The organism is Bacillus cereus group sp. BfR-BA-01350 (genome assembly GCF_022663775.1).
In the GTDB taxonomy this organism is placed as follows: domain Bacteria; phylum Bacillota; class Bacilli; order Bacillales; family Bacillaceae_G; genus Bacillus_A; species Bacillus_A paranthracis.
The window spans coordinates 364770-379859 of record NZ_JAKUGD010000004.1 but is presented as its reverse complement, the minus strand read 5'-3'; the positions used below and the strand labels follow the sequence as shown (position 1 = coordinate 379859).

The following is a 15090-nucleotide window of genomic DNA, read 5'->3' as shown; positions in this document are numbered from 1 at the left end:
CATAACTATAATATAGATGTAATGTGTATTTCTATAAAAAATGGAAGTTATATAATAAATTTTGTTTTCTTTATTTTTGAAAAGTGCGTATAGGGTGGTAATAAGGGGAGCTTATATTGTTTTATAAATCATTTGTAAGTTACAGGAGTAGGTTTTCCTTATAACATTAGGGTAGAAGAGGGGGAGAGAAAATGAGAAATTATATTCAAGGTATCGATCATGTACAAGTAGCCGCGCCTGTAGGGTGTGAAGAAGAAGCACGAGAGTTTTATAGTAATAAAATTGGTATGGAGGAAATCCAAAAGCCAGAGGAATTAAAGAAGCGCGGTGGGTGCTGGTTTAAGTGTGGAAATCAAGAGATTCATATCGGAGTTGAGCAAAACTTCAATCCAGCTAAAAAGGCGCATCCAGCTTTTTATGTTTTAAAAATAGATGAATTTAAACAAGCGTTAATACAGCAAGGCATTGAAGTAATAGATGATCATGCACGACCAGATGTAATTCGATTTTATGTGTCAGATCCGTTCGGAAATCGAATTGAATTTATGGAAAATAAAAACTAGGTGGAAATCCACCTAGTTTTTTAACCTTTTCTAAACAATCCTAATACTTCAACTGTTTCTGTAATGTTAACGAATGCATGAGGGTCAATTTCAGAAATTGTTAATTTCATACTTGCTAATTCTTCACGAGAAACGACTGTCATAAGTACACGTTTCTTTTCGCTAGAATAAGCACCTTCGCCATCAAGTAATGTAATGCCACGTACAACAGTTGAAAGAAGTTGTTTTTTCATTTTTTCTGCTTCATTTGTTACAATCATAAGTGTAACCTTCCGATGTTTCGTATGAATAGCATCAATAACTTTACCAGTTACATAAATCGAAAGTAAGCTTGTAAGAGCAACATCCCAAGTGAAGAAGAATCCTGCAATGATTACAACGACTGCATTTAAAACAATAAGGAATCCGCCAAGTTTAATATCTCTTTTGCGAGACAACAACATACCGATAATATCAAATCCACCAGTTGATCCATTACAGTTAAAAACAAGACCGATACCAGCTCCGGCAATAACACCACCAAAGATAGAGGATAAAAGTGGATCTGTTGCTACGACTTTCACTGGAACATAGTATAATGCAACAGATAATACAATAACAGAGACAATCGTGTTAAAAATGACTTTTTTTCCAAGACCTATGTATCCTAAAATAAGGATAGGTAAGTTTAATACAAAGTTAATAATACCTGTGTTTACAGGAGTTACAATCCCTAAAATAATAGCAATTCCGCCAATTCCACTACTTAAAATTTTGTGGGGGATAAGGAAAAGATTAAAGGCAATCGCGATAATAATAGAACCAATAATAACACCAAGAAATCTGACCATCTCTTTCCCGTCCTTCACTGAAAAATTCATATTATTTCAAGATTATATATGATATTGAAAGTTTTGGGTAAAAACAGTTTATTTTGGAAAATTAGATTAATCAAAAGAATTTGAGTATTTTACCATTTGAAAGGGGATACAGTTGTGAAGATAAAAACATATCAACAGAAAAGCCCGTTGAAGCAAGAATGTGAGGATTCTTATTTTTGTAATGAAGAAAAAAAGATTTATGGTGTATGTGACGGTGCAACACCACTTGTCCCGTTTCGTGATGAAAAGGGACATAATGGAGCATACATCGCTTCACATTTATTTGCAAGTTATTTTAATTCATTCCGCGAAAATCATAGTTTACAAGTTGCAGTTGCAAAAGCAAATGAAGCATTGCAAAGAAAAATGTTAGCATATGGAGTAGATACGAGAAAGAAAGAGCATTTGTGGTGCACATGTATCGCGGCAGTCCAAATAGTTGGTGAGAAAATTGAATATGCACAATTAGGGGACTGTATGATTGTTGCAATACTTCAAAATGGAACGATGCAAGTATTAACGAAAGACACGGTCGAAGGAATTAGTAAACGAGCAAAAAAGAAAAGAGAAGAAGATCGTAAAAAAGGGGTATCTGTACCAGAAGAACATGTTTTTCAAGATGTGCGGGAACAGTTAAAATATAATCGTTATCTTGCAAATATGCAGGGGGGGTATTCTGTTGCAAATGGAATGAAAGAAGCGATTCATTATTTACAGCATGGGGAATTACATATAGATGAAGTAAGCGGGATTTTTATTTGTTCAGACGGATTATTCCACCCAGATTGGCCACTCGAACAAACTGTTGCATATATAAGAAAGAATAGTATAAATGAATATGTAGCAATTATTGAAGAACTAGAAGGGGAAAAGAGAATAAGACCAGATGATAAAACAATGATGATGATTGATTTTTAAGGGAGGATGTTCAAATGGAAATTAAATGTGTTAATTTAACATTTCAAGATGAATTAGTTCCTTTAGAAAAAGTAAATAAACTGATTATCCACCACACATCCGAAGATGGATGGGATGTGTATAAAACACATGAATTTCATCAAAAAGTAAGAGGGTGGAGCGGGATTGGTTATAATTATTTTATCGAAGCAGATGGAACTGTAGTCGAAGGACGTGGTTTACATATTGGAGCGCATGCGAAAGATAATAATAGAGATACAATTGGAATATGTATGACGGGTAATTTTGATAAATATGATCCAACTACCGCACAAATGAATGCATTATATTCTTTATGTAAAATGTTTATGAATCGGTTTGCTATAAAGAAAGAAAATATACTCGGTCATAGGGAGCTAGAAGGCGTTACAAAAAGTTGTCCTGGAAAGCGTTTTTCTATGGTAGAGTTAAGAAACATACTATCTTACATATAGAGGAGTAATAAATGATGATGAATATAAAAATACCAAATGATAAAAAAGAAGAGCTTGTAGCACAAATTCAGCAATTTTTCGTTGAAGAAGATTTAGATGAAATTGGGCGTTTTCAAGCAGAACGTTTAATAGAAGAAATGATTAAATTAGTAGGACCTTTTGCATACAATCAAGCAATTGGAGATGCTAGAAAGCTTGTAACAGAGAAACTATCTAATATTGAAGAAGATTTGTATGTGTTAGAAAAAAGTGAAGGGAAGTAAACTTCCGTCAATTATAAAATAAGTGTTATGTCACGGCCTTTTCCGATGTTTTATTTGGAAAAGGCCGTGACATTTTTTTATTGTCATCAGGAAAATAATGAAACTTATTCCTCTATCTCGTACTCCATTCTTTTGCCATTTCATCATGATATGCTTCTGTCCAATGATATGGTTGCAACTCTTTTAAAGGTTTAAAAATAATATCTTGTTTAGCATTTGTAATCGCACACTGTACTTCTGGTCCCCAATAAAATAAACGTTCTTGGCATACACCACAAGGCGAGAGTACCTTTAATTCAGAATGCTCATTTTCTCTCGCAAGACAAATAGAATGTGTAACTTTCTTTTGAAATTTATGAGCTTCTAAAATTGCACCTGTTTCCATACAAAGTTCTGTTGAAGCATTTATTACGCCTGGAGCAACACTTGTATAAATTGTTCCATCTTCTACACGAATCGCTGCGGCTCCACCCCAATCGTTTGGATATCTTTGTTCAATTAACTGTTTCACCACATCATATAATTGTTGCTCAATATTCAATTTCTTTTCCTCATTTCTGCCCAAATTCAGGTTTGTTATTTCGAAATATTCTTTCTTTTATCATAATAGCATAAACAAAAAAATGGAATGAACATTTAATTTCAAGCCATCTTTTTGCCAAAAGGAACGTTTTTTTATAAAAAGATTGAGATTAAAAATATATAATCTTAATTTTATCTTTTTTTAATAATTTGTTTATGGGCAATTTATAGTTGCTATTTATAATTCCTATATATAGCAGCTATTGATACTACAAATAAGAAATTTGGATTTGTAACACTTTGTATTCCATTAGCTGTAATCAAAATTTATAACATAAATTGCGCATATAGAATCTTCTTTTGAAAGAAAAGCGGTGTAATTATTTGTTAAATGAAGGAAGGGATTGGGAAGCTATGAATAAAACAATTTTAAAAACATGTATCATATCAGCAGTTTTAGGTGGAAGTCTATTAAGTGAAACGACTGGAGAGGTGAAAGCAGAAGTAGTTACACCAAACACGAATCATACTGGTGTATTCAAAGATGTTCCAAAGGGGCACTGGGCATATGAGGCGATTCAGCAATTAACAGGTGAGAAAATCATTTTCGGCTATGATGATGGGAGATTTGGTTTTGGAGATAACGTGACACGTGAACAAGTTGCAGCTTTACTATATCGTTATTTTAATTTGGCAGAAGGCAAAAATTATGAGAACCCATATGGGGACATAAGTAAAGAGTCGACAAGCTATATAAAGGAAATCTTGTCTTTAACAGAAATGGGCGTTTTTAAGGGTGACGAGCATGGGAACTTTAGACCGAAGGCTTCCTTAACGCGTGCAGAAATGGCACAGGTTCTTACAAATGCTTTTCATTTAAAGGCAAAGAGTGATCATACTTTTAATGACGTTTCAACGAACTCATGGGCAAGCAATGCAATTAGTGCTGTTCAAACAAATAATATTGCAAAAGGAGTAGGCGGAGGGAATTTTGCTCCAAATATGGATGTGACGCGTGAACAGTACGCACAATTTTTATACAATGCAATACAAGAAACTGAGCAAACTCAAGAAACAAAAGGGCAACTATTAGCTAGCATACTTGGTGAAACGAATTGGCAAGGGACAAAAGTCTATGACAAAGATCATAATGATGTAACGAAAGAAAATCAAAATTTCATCGGGCTTGCAAAGTATGATGCTAAAACGGCAAGGTATGAATTTTTTAATGCCAGTACAGGAGAGAGTCGTAATGATAGCGGTACCTTTTTTATAACGAATGATGGAAAGAAAAGAGTACTAATTTCTGAGACGCAAAATTATCAAGCAGTTGTTGAATTAACGCAATTAGATAAGGAGAAATTTACATATAAAAGAATGGGGAAAGATGCAAAAGGGAACGATGTAGAAGTATTTGTTGAACATGTTCCTTATCATGAAAAAGAGCTATCTTTCACGCGACCTGATAAAAATTTAGAGAGCTCGACGGGTAAAATAGTTACGGATGTTGATGGAGATAAAATATTATCTAGTACACTATGGAATGGAACGGTGGTATTAGACGAACAAGGTAATAATGTAACAAAATACAATTCAAACTTAATCAGTCTAGCAAAATATGATGAAAATACAAATAAATATGAGTTTTTCAATGTGAATACAGGAGAAAGCCGTGGAGACTATGGTTTCTTTGATGTTGTACATAGTAATAAAATAAGAGCCCACGCTTCGTTAGGAAATAATAAATACGGTGCAGTTCTTGAACTTACAGAATTAAATAAAGCGAAATTTACGTATACAAGAATGGGGAAAGATGCGAATGGAAAAGATATAAAAATCTTTGTTGAGCACGAACCCTATACAGGTGACCTAAAACCAAATTTCACAAAGTAAGCCTTTACTGTAGCAAAGGCATTATGTTAGAAAATGTTAGTAAGGAAAAGCTTAAGGGTTGGGTAATTAAAATAGTTATTTATAGACAAATAGATGCCTTGAGGCATCTATTTGTCGTTTATAATGATTTTTTATGGGTGCAATTTCTCTTTTCTCAAATCTAGTAACTTACTACTTGCACAACCATACATTTTCGTTTTTTTATTTATTTTCTTTATATTCATTAACTTTCTTTTTTACATTACTGACAGTATCTTTAGCAGTGCCTTTTACCTTATCCCATTTTCCTTCAGCTTGTAATTTCTTATTGTCAGTTACTTTCCCGACAACTTCTTTTACTTCGCCTTTTACTTTATCAATAGCACCTTCTACTTTTTCTTTTAAACCATGATCATGTTTAGTCATACATTTCTCCTCCTTGTAGTTTGATTAGAATTCTCTTTTCATATTGCAAGTTGAATGATGTATCTAGCAATAGCGTAACAGATTTAGTTTGAATATTCAAATGATTAATAGAGTTGAAAAGGAATTGTCATAAAGTGTATAAAGTTGTAATGAGAAGAGAAAGAATATTAATTATATGTTTTTGGCGGTCCAGATTGATTTTGTATAAGCGATCTTCATATGGGCACGTTCCATATTATTTTGACTGCTGCTACCGAATCTTGCTTGTCCGACTATTAAATGACAATTGGATTCAATAGCTGTCTCAATTCGTTTTTGAATTAATGCAGTGTGACAACCTTTACGCTGAAATTCTGGCAAAGTAGCAGAAGCAGCTAATGATGCGACACCCTTATTTATATACAGGACACCAATGCCCGCAGGAATGTTTTGAACTTCAGCTATGAAAAAATGCCATCCTGGTTTATTGTGGAGAATTTCGTTATTTTGGCGCACACCATCTTTTGTAAAGGATGGCATGTTAAATCCACGTACATATATGTCTGCAAAAACATTAAACTCATTTTCTTTTAATTTGCGTACTGAAATGTTAGAAGGAAGAAGGGACGGATCTTCTCGCGGTGTACTATATAAAGCGGTATGGAAGCTAGATTGATAAAAACCTTTTTCAGATAAGTATTGAAATAGTTCAGCTGTACCTTGCGCTGGCGTAATTTCAAAACGACAAGGGATTTGTAGTAATTGATAATAAGAGATGATTTCATCTATCTGAGTTGTATTTGTAATACCTTTTATCGTATTAAAAGCAGGACCAGCAATTACTTTTGATGAAAAGGCGGTGGCACTTCCGAATTGTTCTATTTGTACTTGCATTGGATTTTCTTTTATCGCTTGTAGTGCCTCTAATCTAGAAGAAAGCATATGTATTTCTGCGTTTTCTATTTCTTGTGCTGTATTGGGCGTCATAATTGTACTCATATAATTCCTCCGTCAGTAAATATATTTCATAGTACATATACGATGTTTGTTCTGATATTCCTGTTGAAATGTAAGAGAATATGAAGTTTTTTGGAAGGGAAATGGAAGTGGACTGTCGAAGGGAGTGGAAACAGATTAAAGGTGGTGCTCTCATGAAACAGAAAGACGTGCAGACATGCTCTAATTGTGGTTCTCATAACATAGGAGAAGGTGAGTTTGTCGGTTATGCACAAATACGGAAAAAGGAGACGATGTTCACATCTTCACCAGTAGATGCTTATATTTGTACAGATTGCGGGAATGTCCTTTTATTAAAAGTACGACATTATGAAAAGTTTAAGCAGAAGCCGTTATGATTATTAAAAAGTGTTTTTATTAGGGAAGTTAATAGGAGAAATATTTTACATATATATGAATATGCCTTATATAAAGAGATAACAACATATACTGTGTGGGATGCTTATGAATCGTTGCACAACGTACAAAAATGTATAGAAGAAATTGTGAATTAATTGAGATAGAAAATTAGCCATTCTAGAAATATTTCATATCGAAAACTCCTTTAAATAAATAAAGGAGTTTTTATTTTTGGGTAACAATAATTACCTTTAATTGTTATAATTGGTTATTGAGATGGGAGGTTTTTATTCACACCATAATCATAAAAGAAAACTAGCTAAATTGTATAGAAAACCGCTATATAACACATTCGCAACCGTAAGTTGACAAAGTGCAACCGCAGGAAGATAGAGACAAGGGCAATGTTTACATACAATTTAGGTAAGAAAACAAAGGGGGACACACACATATGGGATTTGGTGAAAAGCTTTTTAAATTAAGAAAGGGAAAGGGCCTTTCTCAAGAAGCATTAGCTGAAAAATTAAATACAACAAGGCAAGCGGTTAGTAAATGGGAAAACGGTCAAGGTTTTCCTGAAACTGAAAAGTTAATAATGATTGGAAATGTTTTTGAAGTATCACTCGACTATTTATTAAAAGAAACTGCAGAGAAAAGTAATGAAAATGTGGATGGCTATTACGTAAGTCAGGAAATGGCAGAAGGGTATATAGTGTACGGACAAAAAATTTCTAAATATATAGCGCTAGGGTTTAGTTTGCTCATTTTATCTACAATACCGTATTTATTATTTAAAGAAAATGTAACAATGTCTATGTTCCTTGTCATCATTATTGCTGTCCTTGGTATTGGAGCAATGATGGTACCTGTAATGATAGAAGAGAGTCGATACAATGTATTAAAAAAGGAAGAATTATTATTTGATCAAAACTTTCTAAAAGAATTGACAACAAGATATGCAATTATTAAGAAAAAGTATGCTGTAGTAATAATCGTTGGATTTTGTTTTATAGCAGCAGGAGCGCTACCTTTTTTATTTGAGAAAAAGCATATCACTTCAGGAGAATTAGTCCAGTATCACCCTTATTGTGTTGTACTTATTGCTATTGGAGTTTATCTTTTTGTTCGTGTGTTAGGAGTATTAGAGGCGTATCGAATTTTAGTAGAAAATAAAGAGTATAGTAATCGTCTTATTTTTAAACTGAAAAAGAAAGTGAGAGAAAAGGTGGATAATTTTTAATAGGAGAAAACATATTTTTATGAAAAGTTAAGATAGGAGTGTAATGATGTCAAATCTTCTAGAAATTGAAAATCTAAGTAAATCATTTGGAAATAAAGTTGTTTTAAGAGATGTTTCTTTCAATGTGCCGTCTGGATCAATTGTTGGATTCATTGGTAACAATGGAGCTGGGAAATCAACAACCTTTAAAACAGTATTACAATTAATTTCTAAAGATAATGGTACAGTAAAAATATTTGGTAAAGAAAATATAAATAAAGATGCCAAGATTAAGGAAAAGATAGGAGTCGTATTTGATGCTATGAATCTCCCGGCTCATCTTACAATAAAACAACTAAATAAAGTTTTTGAAAAGATGTTTGAATCTTGGGATAGAGAAAATTTTTATCGATTAGTTCATTCTTTCTCTTTACCTACTAATGAGAAAGTAGGTAAATTCTCGCGTGGAATGTCAATGAAACTAACTATAGCTGTTGCGCTGTCACATAATGCAAAATTATTAATCCTAGATGAAGCGACGGGAGGTCTCGATCCTTCATCTAGGGAGCAGGTATTAGAGGAGTTAAAAAGTTTTGTGAGTAAAAGTAATGGTGGTATACTACTTTCTTCTCATATTATGAGTGATGTAGAAAAAATAGCTAGCCATCTTATCATTATAAAAGATGGAGAAATTTTATTGAATGAAGAAAAGAATAAGGTTTTGAACAATTATGCCATTGTAGATGTTGATGAGGAACAACTAACTTTAATTAACAAAGATATAGTTGTGGTGAAAAGGAATAATGGCTCTTATTTCAATGTACTTGTATCAGATGTGCATAAACTACCAAATGGGATTGCTCATAGAACCATTTCGATAGAAGAAATGAGTGTCTTATTAACGAGGAGTGAAAAATAAATGAGAGGTTTATTATTGACAAACTATTATCTAGTGTATCGAACTTTCTTTACGTTCATGGGAATAGCGATATTAGGATCGGGATTTGTTTTTTATTTTGGTAATGCTTCAATGTACCGTTTAATTGCTACATTCATTATCTTATTTGCTGCAATTCCTGCACTTGAAGTTATTAAATATGAGAGTAAGTCAGGTTATGAAAAATATGTACTTACTTTACCGATTACTAGAAATAACATTGTACAAAGTCATTACCTTTTCTATTTTTTAGTTGTAATTATTGGTACTTTATTGTCGTATGGCATATTTTATATACATAGTTTCGTTTCAGATACACCAATTGATGATGGGATATTTAAGAGTGTTTCTTTAGGGACGTTTATCATCCTTAATGCCGGAGCAATAGCTTACCCACTTCTCTATGTTTTTGGAGCAGAAAAATCTGATGCTATTACAATTGGAGGCGCATGCGGGGGACTTGTAACTTATTTTGGATTACAAAGTGTAATTGGCTATCTAATAGAACAATTTCCAATATCAAATTTAAATTTATCTGTATACGTTTCAATTCTATATACAATATTGGGCGTTATCATATATATCTTTTCTTTTGTTATTTCGGTATTTATATATCGTAAGAAGGAGTTTTAATGTGTTTTCTCTTAGTATTTTCTGAATTATTTCCAAAGAAATAATTCAGAAAATACAGAAAAATGTCGTGATTATTTGTAGAAGTCTGTTATAATAAACAAAAAATGAAAACGCTTTAAAGGGGGATGTAACCAATATGATGATGAATGTACCGCTAACAATTAGTTCTATGATGGAAAGAGCAGAAAAACTGTTTTCGAAGAAAGAAATTGTTTCACGGACACATGACACAGTTACGACATTAACGTATAAGCAGTTAGGTGAAAGAACGAGAAGGCTTTCCAGTGCGTTAAAAAAATTAGGAATTAAAGAAGGCGAGCGTATAGGAACGTTAGCGTGGAATCATCATCGACATGTGGAAGCGTATTTTGCTATTCCTGGTATTGCTTCCGTTTTGCACACAATTAATATTCGTTTATCTCCTCAACATATTTCATACATTATTCAGCATGCAGAAGATCGAATTCTACTTATTGATGAAGATCTCGTACCGCTCATTGAAAATATTCAATCACAATTATCAACTGTACAAGCTTACATTATTATGACTGATAAAGATGAAATTCCAAATACTACGCTAGAACCTGTATATCATTATGAAAAACTATTAGAAGAAGGCGATCCAAATTTCCAATTTGTAAAAGATATTGATGAAAATACACCTGCTGGTATGTGTTATACGTCAGCGACTACAGGAAATCCAAAAGGTGTTGTATATACGCATCGTAGTACTGTACTGCATTGTATGGCACTCGGTTTAGCAGATACAGCTGCTTTATCGGAAAGTGATGCGGCAATGGCTATTGTACCGATGTTCCATGTGAATGCTTGGGGACTACCTTTCGCAGCTACTTGGTTTGGATCAAAACAAGTGCTTCCAGGACCGATGTTTACGCCAAAAATTTTATTAGAAATGATTCAAGCTGAAAAAGTGACGTTAGCTGCTGGTGTGCCGACAATTTGGCTTGGTGTATTACAAGAGTTAGAAAATAATAGTTACGATTTATCTAGTATGACGAGAATACTATGCGGTGGTGCAGCTGCACCGAAGAGTGTTATTAAAGCATTTGAACAGAAACACAATGTTCCTTTCATCCATGCATATGGTATGACCGAAACAAGCCCACTCGTAACACTTGCACGTTTAAAAAGTTATGAAACAGAATTATCGTATGAAGAGCAATTAGAAATTAGATCAAAGCAAGGGTATCTTGTCCCTGGTGTAGAAATGAAAGTAGTCGGTACAAATGGTGAAGTGAAGTGGGATAGTACGGAGATGGGAGAACTATGTTTACGAGCGCCATGGATCGCTGAAAGCTATTATAACGATGATCGTACTGTTGAAGGCTTTCGCGATGGATGGTTATATACAGGAGATGTTGTCACAGTCGATGAGGAAGGCTGCGTAAAAATTGTCGACCGTACGAAAGATGTGATTAAAAGCGGAGGCGAGTGGATTTCTTCAGTAGACCTTGAAAATGCTTTAATGGCACATGATGCTATATTTGAAGCGGCTGTCGTTGCTGTTCCTCATCCGCAGTGGCAAGAGCGCCCTGTTGCCTGCGTCGTTCAAAAGAAAAATAGTACAGTTACGAAAGAGGAAATATATGAGTTTTTAAAACCACAGTTTGCGAAGTGGTGGTTACCAGACGATATTGTATTTATGGAAGAAATACCGAAAACATCTGTTGGGAAGTTTTTAAAACAGGCGCTTCGGAAAGAACTTGAGCATTTGCATAAAGAGAAATAATGGAATTTATATTTGTAAACCTAATTTAAAAATAAGTTGACAAACGCTAAATAGAAAGATAATATAACTCCTATAATATGTTATCTAAAAATCATTTTGAGTTTACAAATAGGAGAAGCAAATATGAATACAAAAAACTTAGTTTTCGTCGCTTTATTTAGTTCTATTATGGGAGTGTTAGGGTTAATACCTCCAATTGCTCTTTCTATTACACCAGTTCCAATTACATTACAATCACTCGGTGTTATGCTTGCTGGTGGGTTGTTAGGATCACGTCTAGGTGCATTAAGCCAGCTTATTTTCTTACTTATTGTAGGAGTTGGAGCGCCATTACTTGCTGGTGGACGTGGTGGCTTTGGCGTATTTGTTGGGCCAAGTGCAGGATATTTACTTGGTTATATCGTTGGAGCATTTGTCATTGGTTACTTAATTGAGCGTTTACGTGAAGTTTCTATTATAAAAGTATTATGTATTAATATAATTGGTGGTATTTTCGTAGTTTATGTATTTGGTATCCTTGTGCAAGCTTTCGTAATGGATATTTCTGTATGGGAAACGATGAAAGTGAGTGTTGTGTTTTTACCAGGTGATTGCATAAAAGCGATTATAGCAGCAATTCTTGTAACGAAATTACATCGTTCATTGAAACATATTATTACGCCTGCTCTAAAGAGAAGCAAATATACAAATGCGGGATAAGAAAGAGAAGAAACACGTTCGTTGCGTGTTTCTTTTTATTATTTTGGAAAGAAAGGACGTCTCATATGGGTATTACAAAAGAATATAAAAAACATGCCTCTTTACAACCAAATAAAATAGCAATTAAGGAAAATGATCGAGTTTTAACATACAAAGAGTGGTTTGAGTCAGTGTATAAAGTAGCAAACTGGTTGAATGAAAAAGAATCGAAGAATAAAACGATAGCGATTGTATTAGAAAATCGTATAGAGTTTTTAGAACTATTCGCTGGTGCCGCTATGGCCGGATGGGTTTGTGTGCCATTAGATATAAAATGGAAAAAGGATGAGCTAAAGGAAAGACTAGCAATCAGTAATTCAGATATGATTATTGCGGAACGATATAAATTAAATGATATTTCCGATGAAGAAGGAAGAATAATTGAAATTGATAAATGGAAACAAATAATAGAGAACTATCTTCCTACAGAGCACATTGTAGAAAGTTTACAAGATGCTCCTTTTTATATGGGATTTACATCAGGATCAACAGGAAAGGCAAAGGCATTTTTACGTGCGCAACAATCGTGGGTTCATAGTTTTAATTGTAATATACATGACTTTCATATGAAAAAAGAAGAATCTATTTTAATAGCTGGAACGCTCGTTCACTCTCTTTTCTTATACGGTGCAATAAGTGCATTATATATAGGACAAACCGTACATATTATGAGGAAGTTTATTCCAAATCAAGTGTTAGATAAGTTAGAAACTGAAAATATTTCGGTCATGTATACCGTACCAACAATGCTGGAATCTTTATATAAAGAAAATAGAGTAATAGAAAATGAAATGAAAATAATTTCGTCAGGAGCGAAGTGGGAAGCTGAAGCGAAAGAAAAAATAAAGAGTATATTTCCTTATGCGAAAAGATATGAATTTTACGGTGCATCGGAACTGAGTTTTGTAACAGCATTAGTTGATGAAGAGAGCGAAAGAAGGCCAAATTCAGTAGGGAAACCTTGTCACAATGTGCAAGTTCGAGTATGTAATGAGGCAGGAAAAGAAGTACAGAAAGGTGAGATAGGAACTGTTTATGTGAAAAGTGATCAGTTTTTTATGGGATACATAATAGATGGGGTTTTAGCACGGGAGTTGAATGCAGATGGCTGGATGACAGTGCGAGATGTAGGTTATGAAGATGAAGAAGGATTTATTTATATTGTCGGTAGAGAGAAGAATATGATTTTATTTGGAGGAATTAATATTTTCCCAGAAGAAATAGAAAGCGTATTACATGAACATCCAGCTGTTGATGAAATAGTTGTAATTGGTGTGGAAGATAGTTACTGGGGTGAAAAACCTGTCGCCATCGTAAAAGGAAGTGTTACGAAGCAACAATTAAAAAGTTTTTGCTTACAACGATTATCCTCTTTTAAAATACCGAAAGAATGGTATTTCGTTAATGAAATACCGTATACAAATAGCGGGAAGATTGCCCGTATTACAGCAAAAAGTATGATTGAAAACCGGGAGAAGATATATGAATAGAGCGGTTATTGTAGAGGCGAAAAGAACTCCTATCGGTAAGAAGAATGGGATGTTAAAAGAATATGAAGTTCAGCAATTAGCAACGCCACTTCTTACATTTTTAAGTAAAGGAATTGAGAGAGAAATAGATGATGTCATATTAGGGAATGTTGTTGGGCCAGGAGGAAATGTTGCGAGATTATCTGCGTTAGAGGTAGGACTTGGTTATCATATTCCGGGAGTAACGATTGACCGGCAATGTGGTGCCGGATTGGAAGCGATTCGCACCGCATGTCATTTTATTCAAGGTGGAGCAGGTAATTGTTATATTGCAGGAGGAGTAGAGAGTACAAGTACGTCACCTTTTCAAAATAGAGCACGATTTTCACCAGAAACAATAGGCGATCCTGATATGGGAGTAGCGGCTGAATATGTTGCAGAACGTTATAACATCACGAGAGAAATGCAAGACGAATATGCTTGCCTCAGCTACAAACGAACACTGCAAGCGTTAGAAAAAGGATATATACATGATGAAATATTGTCTTTTAATGGATTGTTAGATGAGTCTATAAAGCCAGAAATGAATTATGAACGAATGATTAAAAGAACTAAACCCGCATTTCTACAAAATGGTACAGTAACGGCAGGGAATTCATGTGGTGTAAACGACGGGGCGTGTGCAGTTCTTGTAATGGAAGAGCGGCAAGCTCGAAAATTAGGATACAAGCCTATTCTTCGTTTTGTTTGTAGTGCTGTAGTTGGAGTGGATCCAAATCTTCCGGGGACTGGTCCGATATTTGCGGTGAACAAATTATTAAACGAAATGAATATGAAAGTAGAGGACATCGATTATTTTGAAATAAATGAAGCGTTTGCTTCAAAAGTTGTTGCTTGTGCAAAGGAGTTACAAATTCCATATAAAAAATTGAATGTCAATGGTGGAGCAATTGCGCTTGGTCATCCATACGGTGCATCTGGGGCTATGCTTGTAACGCGCTTGTTTTATCAGGCGAAACGAGAGCGTATGAAATACGGAATCGCGACGTTAGGAATAGGGGGCGGAATAGGGCTTGCACTATTATTTGAGAAAGTAGAAGACTAGCAAGGAA

17 protein-coding genes and 1 pseudogene are annotated in these 15090 nt (G+C 34.2%); 14 read left to right on the top strand and 4 right to left on the bottom strand.

Translation table 11 applies throughout. The features are described 5' to 3' along the window. Positions 1-191 precede the first annotated feature (191 nt). Positions 192-563: a VOC family protein gene (locus MR147_RS12545; RefSeq protein WP_074609058.1), complete on the top strand. Its 372-nt coding sequence runs from the start codon at positions 192-194 to the stop codon at positions 561-563. A gap of 20 nt (positions 564-583) precedes the next feature. On the opposite strand, the gene MR147_RS12540 is transcribed toward MR147_RS12545, so the two are convergent. Next, on the bottom strand, positions 584-1393 hold the full coding sequence (locus MR147_RS12540; RefSeq protein ID WP_000251338.1) for a YitT family protein: 810 nt from the start codon (positions 1391-1393) through the stop codon (positions 584-586). A 126-nt stretch (positions 1394-1519) separates the two neighbouring features. On the opposite strand from MR147_RS12540, the gene MR147_RS12535 reads away from it, so the two are divergent. The 3 genes from MR147_RS12535 to MR147_RS12525 are packed head-to-tail and all read left to right on the top strand — an operon-like array spanning position 1520 to position 3077. Continuing rightward, positions 1520-2341 (top strand): protein phosphatase 2C domain-containing protein, encoded by an 822-nt coding sequence (locus tag MR147_RS12535; protein ID WP_139302841.1) that lies wholly within the window; start codon positions 1520-1522, stop codon positions 2339-2341. A 14-nt stretch (positions 2342-2355) separates the two neighbouring features. Next, complete coding sequence (locus MR147_RS12530; RefSeq protein ID WP_000402965.1) at positions 2356-2814, top strand: peptidoglycan recognition protein family protein; 459 nt, start codon at positions 2356-2358, stop codon at positions 2812-2814. Positions 2815-2825: 11 nt separating this feature from the next. After that, positions 2826-3077 (top strand): DUF2164 domain-containing protein, encoded by a 252-nt coding sequence (locus tag MR147_RS12525; protein ID WP_001983516.1) that lies wholly within the window; start codon positions 2826-2828, stop codon positions 3075-3077. Positions 3078-3189: 112 nt separating this feature from the next. Here the strand turns inward: MR147_RS12525 and MR147_RS12520 are convergent, their stop codons facing one another. Next, positions 3190-3618 carry a cytidine deaminase gene (locus MR147_RS12520; protein ID WP_001019674.1) on the bottom strand — a complete coding sequence of 143 codons (429 nt, stop codon included), beginning with the start codon at positions 3616-3618 and terminating at the stop codon, positions 3190-3192. Positions 3619-4013: 395 nt separating this feature from the next. Here MR147_RS12520 and MR147_RS12515 point away from each other — a divergent pair, with 395 nt between their 5' ends. Further along, positions 4014-5492 carry a DUF4822 domain-containing protein gene (locus MR147_RS12515; RefSeq protein WP_139302842.1) on the top strand — a complete coding sequence of 493 codons (1479 nt, stop codon included), beginning with the start codon at positions 4014-4016 and terminating at the stop codon, positions 5490-5492. A 201-nt stretch (positions 5493-5693) separates the two neighbouring features. On the opposite strand, the gene MR147_RS12510 is transcribed toward MR147_RS12515, so the two are convergent. Together MR147_RS12510 and MR147_RS12505 are read right to left on the bottom strand one after the other, a co-directional pair. After that, a complete protein-coding gene (locus MR147_RS12510) occupies positions 5694-5897 on the bottom strand; it encodes a CsbD family protein (protein ID WP_074609063.1) in 204 nt (67 codons plus the stop codon). A gap of 171 nt (positions 5898-6068) precedes the next feature. Then, positions 6069-6875, bottom strand: a complete 807-nt coding sequence (locus MR147_RS12505; RefSeq protein ID WP_074609065.1) for a GNAT family N-acetyltransferase — start codon at positions 6873-6875, stop codon at positions 6069-6071. 152 nt (positions 6876-7027) lie between these two features. Between MR147_RS12505 and MR147_RS12500 the strand changes: the two genes are divergently transcribed. The 9 genes and pseudogenes from MR147_RS12500 (at position 7028) to MR147_RS12465 (ending at position 15083) form a co-directional block, all read left to right on the top strand. After that, a complete protein-coding gene (locus MR147_RS12500) occupies positions 7028-7231 on the top strand; it encodes a hypothetical protein (protein WP_000810208.1) in 204 nt (67 codons plus the stop codon). 18 nt (positions 7232-7249) lie between these two features. Beyond that, positions 7250-7384 (top strand): annotated as a pseudogene (locus tag MR147_RS27170) (GNAT family N-acetyltransferase); the annotation flags it as partial. Between the two features lie 299 nt (positions 7385-7683). Then, positions 7684-8472 (top strand): helix-turn-helix domain-containing protein, encoded by a 789-nt coding sequence (locus MR147_RS12495; protein WP_000505634.1) that lies wholly within the window; start codon positions 7684-7686, stop codon positions 8470-8472. 46 nt (positions 8473-8518) lie between these two features. After that, positions 8519-9370: an ABC transporter ATP-binding protein gene (locus MR147_RS12490; protein WP_074609067.1), complete on the top strand. Its 852-nt coding sequence runs from the start codon at positions 8519-8521 to the stop codon at positions 9368-9370. Continuing rightward, the gene (locus MR147_RS12485) at positions 9371-10021 is read left to right on the top strand and encodes an ABC-2 transporter permease (protein WP_074609069.1); all 651 of its coding nucleotides are present in this window, start codon (positions 9371-9373) and stop codon (positions 10019-10021) included. It abuts the gene before it with no gap. A 136-nt stretch (positions 10022-10157) separates the two neighbouring features. Beyond that, complete coding sequence (locus MR147_RS12480) at positions 10158-11771, top strand: long-chain fatty acid--CoA ligase (RefSeq protein ID WP_000980184.1); 1614 nt, start codon at positions 10158-10160, stop codon at positions 11769-11771. A 123-nt stretch (positions 11772-11894) separates the two neighbouring features. Further along, a complete protein-coding gene (locus tag MR147_RS12475) occupies positions 11895-12470 on the top strand; it encodes a biotin transporter BioY (RefSeq protein ID WP_074609070.1) in 576 nt (191 codons plus the stop codon). Between the two features lie 65 nt (positions 12471-12535). Then, positions 12536-13999, top strand: a complete 1464-nt coding sequence (locus MR147_RS12470) for an acyl-CoA synthetase (protein WP_074609072.1) — start codon at positions 12536-12538, stop codon at positions 13997-13999. Next, positions 13992-15083, top strand: a complete 1092-nt coding sequence (locus tag MR147_RS12465; protein ID WP_073541352.1) for an acetyl-CoA C-acyltransferase — start codon at positions 13992-13994, stop codon at positions 15081-15083. Before MR147_RS12470 ends, MR147_RS12465 begins: the two co-directional genes overlap by 8 nt. Positions 15084-15090: the final 7 nt, after the last annotated feature.

Excerpts from the sequence above, each read along its gene's own strand:
- MR147_RS12475 (WP_074609070.1), top strand. The coding sequence starts at position 11,895 with ATGAATACAAAAAACTTAGTTTTCGTCGCTTTATTTAGTTCTATTATG.
- MR147_RS12515 (WP_139302842.1), top strand. The coding sequence starts at position 4,014 with ATGAATAAAACAATTTTAAAAACATGTATCATATCAGCAGTTTTAGGT.
- MR147_RS12525 (WP_001983516.1), top strand. The coding sequence starts at position 2,826 with ATGATGATGAATATAAAAATACCAAATGATAAAAAAGAAGAGCTTGTA.
- MR147_RS12500 (WP_000810208.1), top strand. The coding sequence starts at position 7,028 with ATGAAACAGAAAGACGTGCAGACATGCTCTAATTGTGGTTCTCATAAC.
- MR147_RS12465 (WP_073541352.1), top strand. The coding sequence starts at position 13,992 with ATGAATAGAGCGGTTATTGTAGAGGCGAAAAGAACTCCTATCGGTAAG.
- MR147_RS12545 (WP_074609058.1), top strand. The coding sequence starts at position 192 with ATGAGAAATTATATTCAAGGTATCGATCATGTACAAGTAGCCGCGCCT.
- MR147_RS12480 (WP_000980184.1), top strand. The coding sequence starts at position 10,158 with ATGATGATGAATGTACCGCTAACAATTAGTTCTATGATGGAAAGAGCA.
- MR147_RS12505 (WP_074609065.1), bottom strand. The coding sequence starts at position 6,875 with ATGAGTACAATTATGACGCCCAATACAGCACAAGAAATAGAAAACGCA.
- MR147_RS12470 (WP_074609072.1), top strand. The coding sequence starts at position 12,536 with ATGGGTATTACAAAAGAATATAAAAAACATGCCTCTTTACAACCAAAT.
- MR147_RS12530 (WP_000402965.1), top strand. The coding sequence starts at position 2,356 with ATGGAAATTAAATGTGTTAATTTAACATTTCAAGATGAATTAGTTCCT.
- MR147_RS12490 (WP_074609067.1), top strand. The coding sequence starts at position 8,519 with ATGTCAAATCTTCTAGAAATTGAAAATCTAAGTAAATCATTTGGAAAT.
- MR147_RS12510 (WP_074609063.1), bottom strand. The coding sequence starts at position 5,897 with ATGACTAAACATGATCATGGTTTAAAAGAAAAAGTAGAAGGTGCTATT.
- MR147_RS12495 (WP_000505634.1), top strand. The coding sequence starts at position 7,684 with ATGGGATTTGGTGAAAAGCTTTTTAAATTAAGAAAGGGAAAGGGCCTT.
- MR147_RS12540 (WP_000251338.1), bottom strand. The coding sequence starts at position 1,393 with ATGGTCAGATTTCTTGGTGTTATTATTGGTTCTATTATTATCGCGATT.
- MR147_RS12485 (WP_074609069.1), top strand. The coding sequence starts at position 9,371 with ATGAGAGGTTTATTATTGACAAACTATTATCTAGTGTATCGAACTTTC.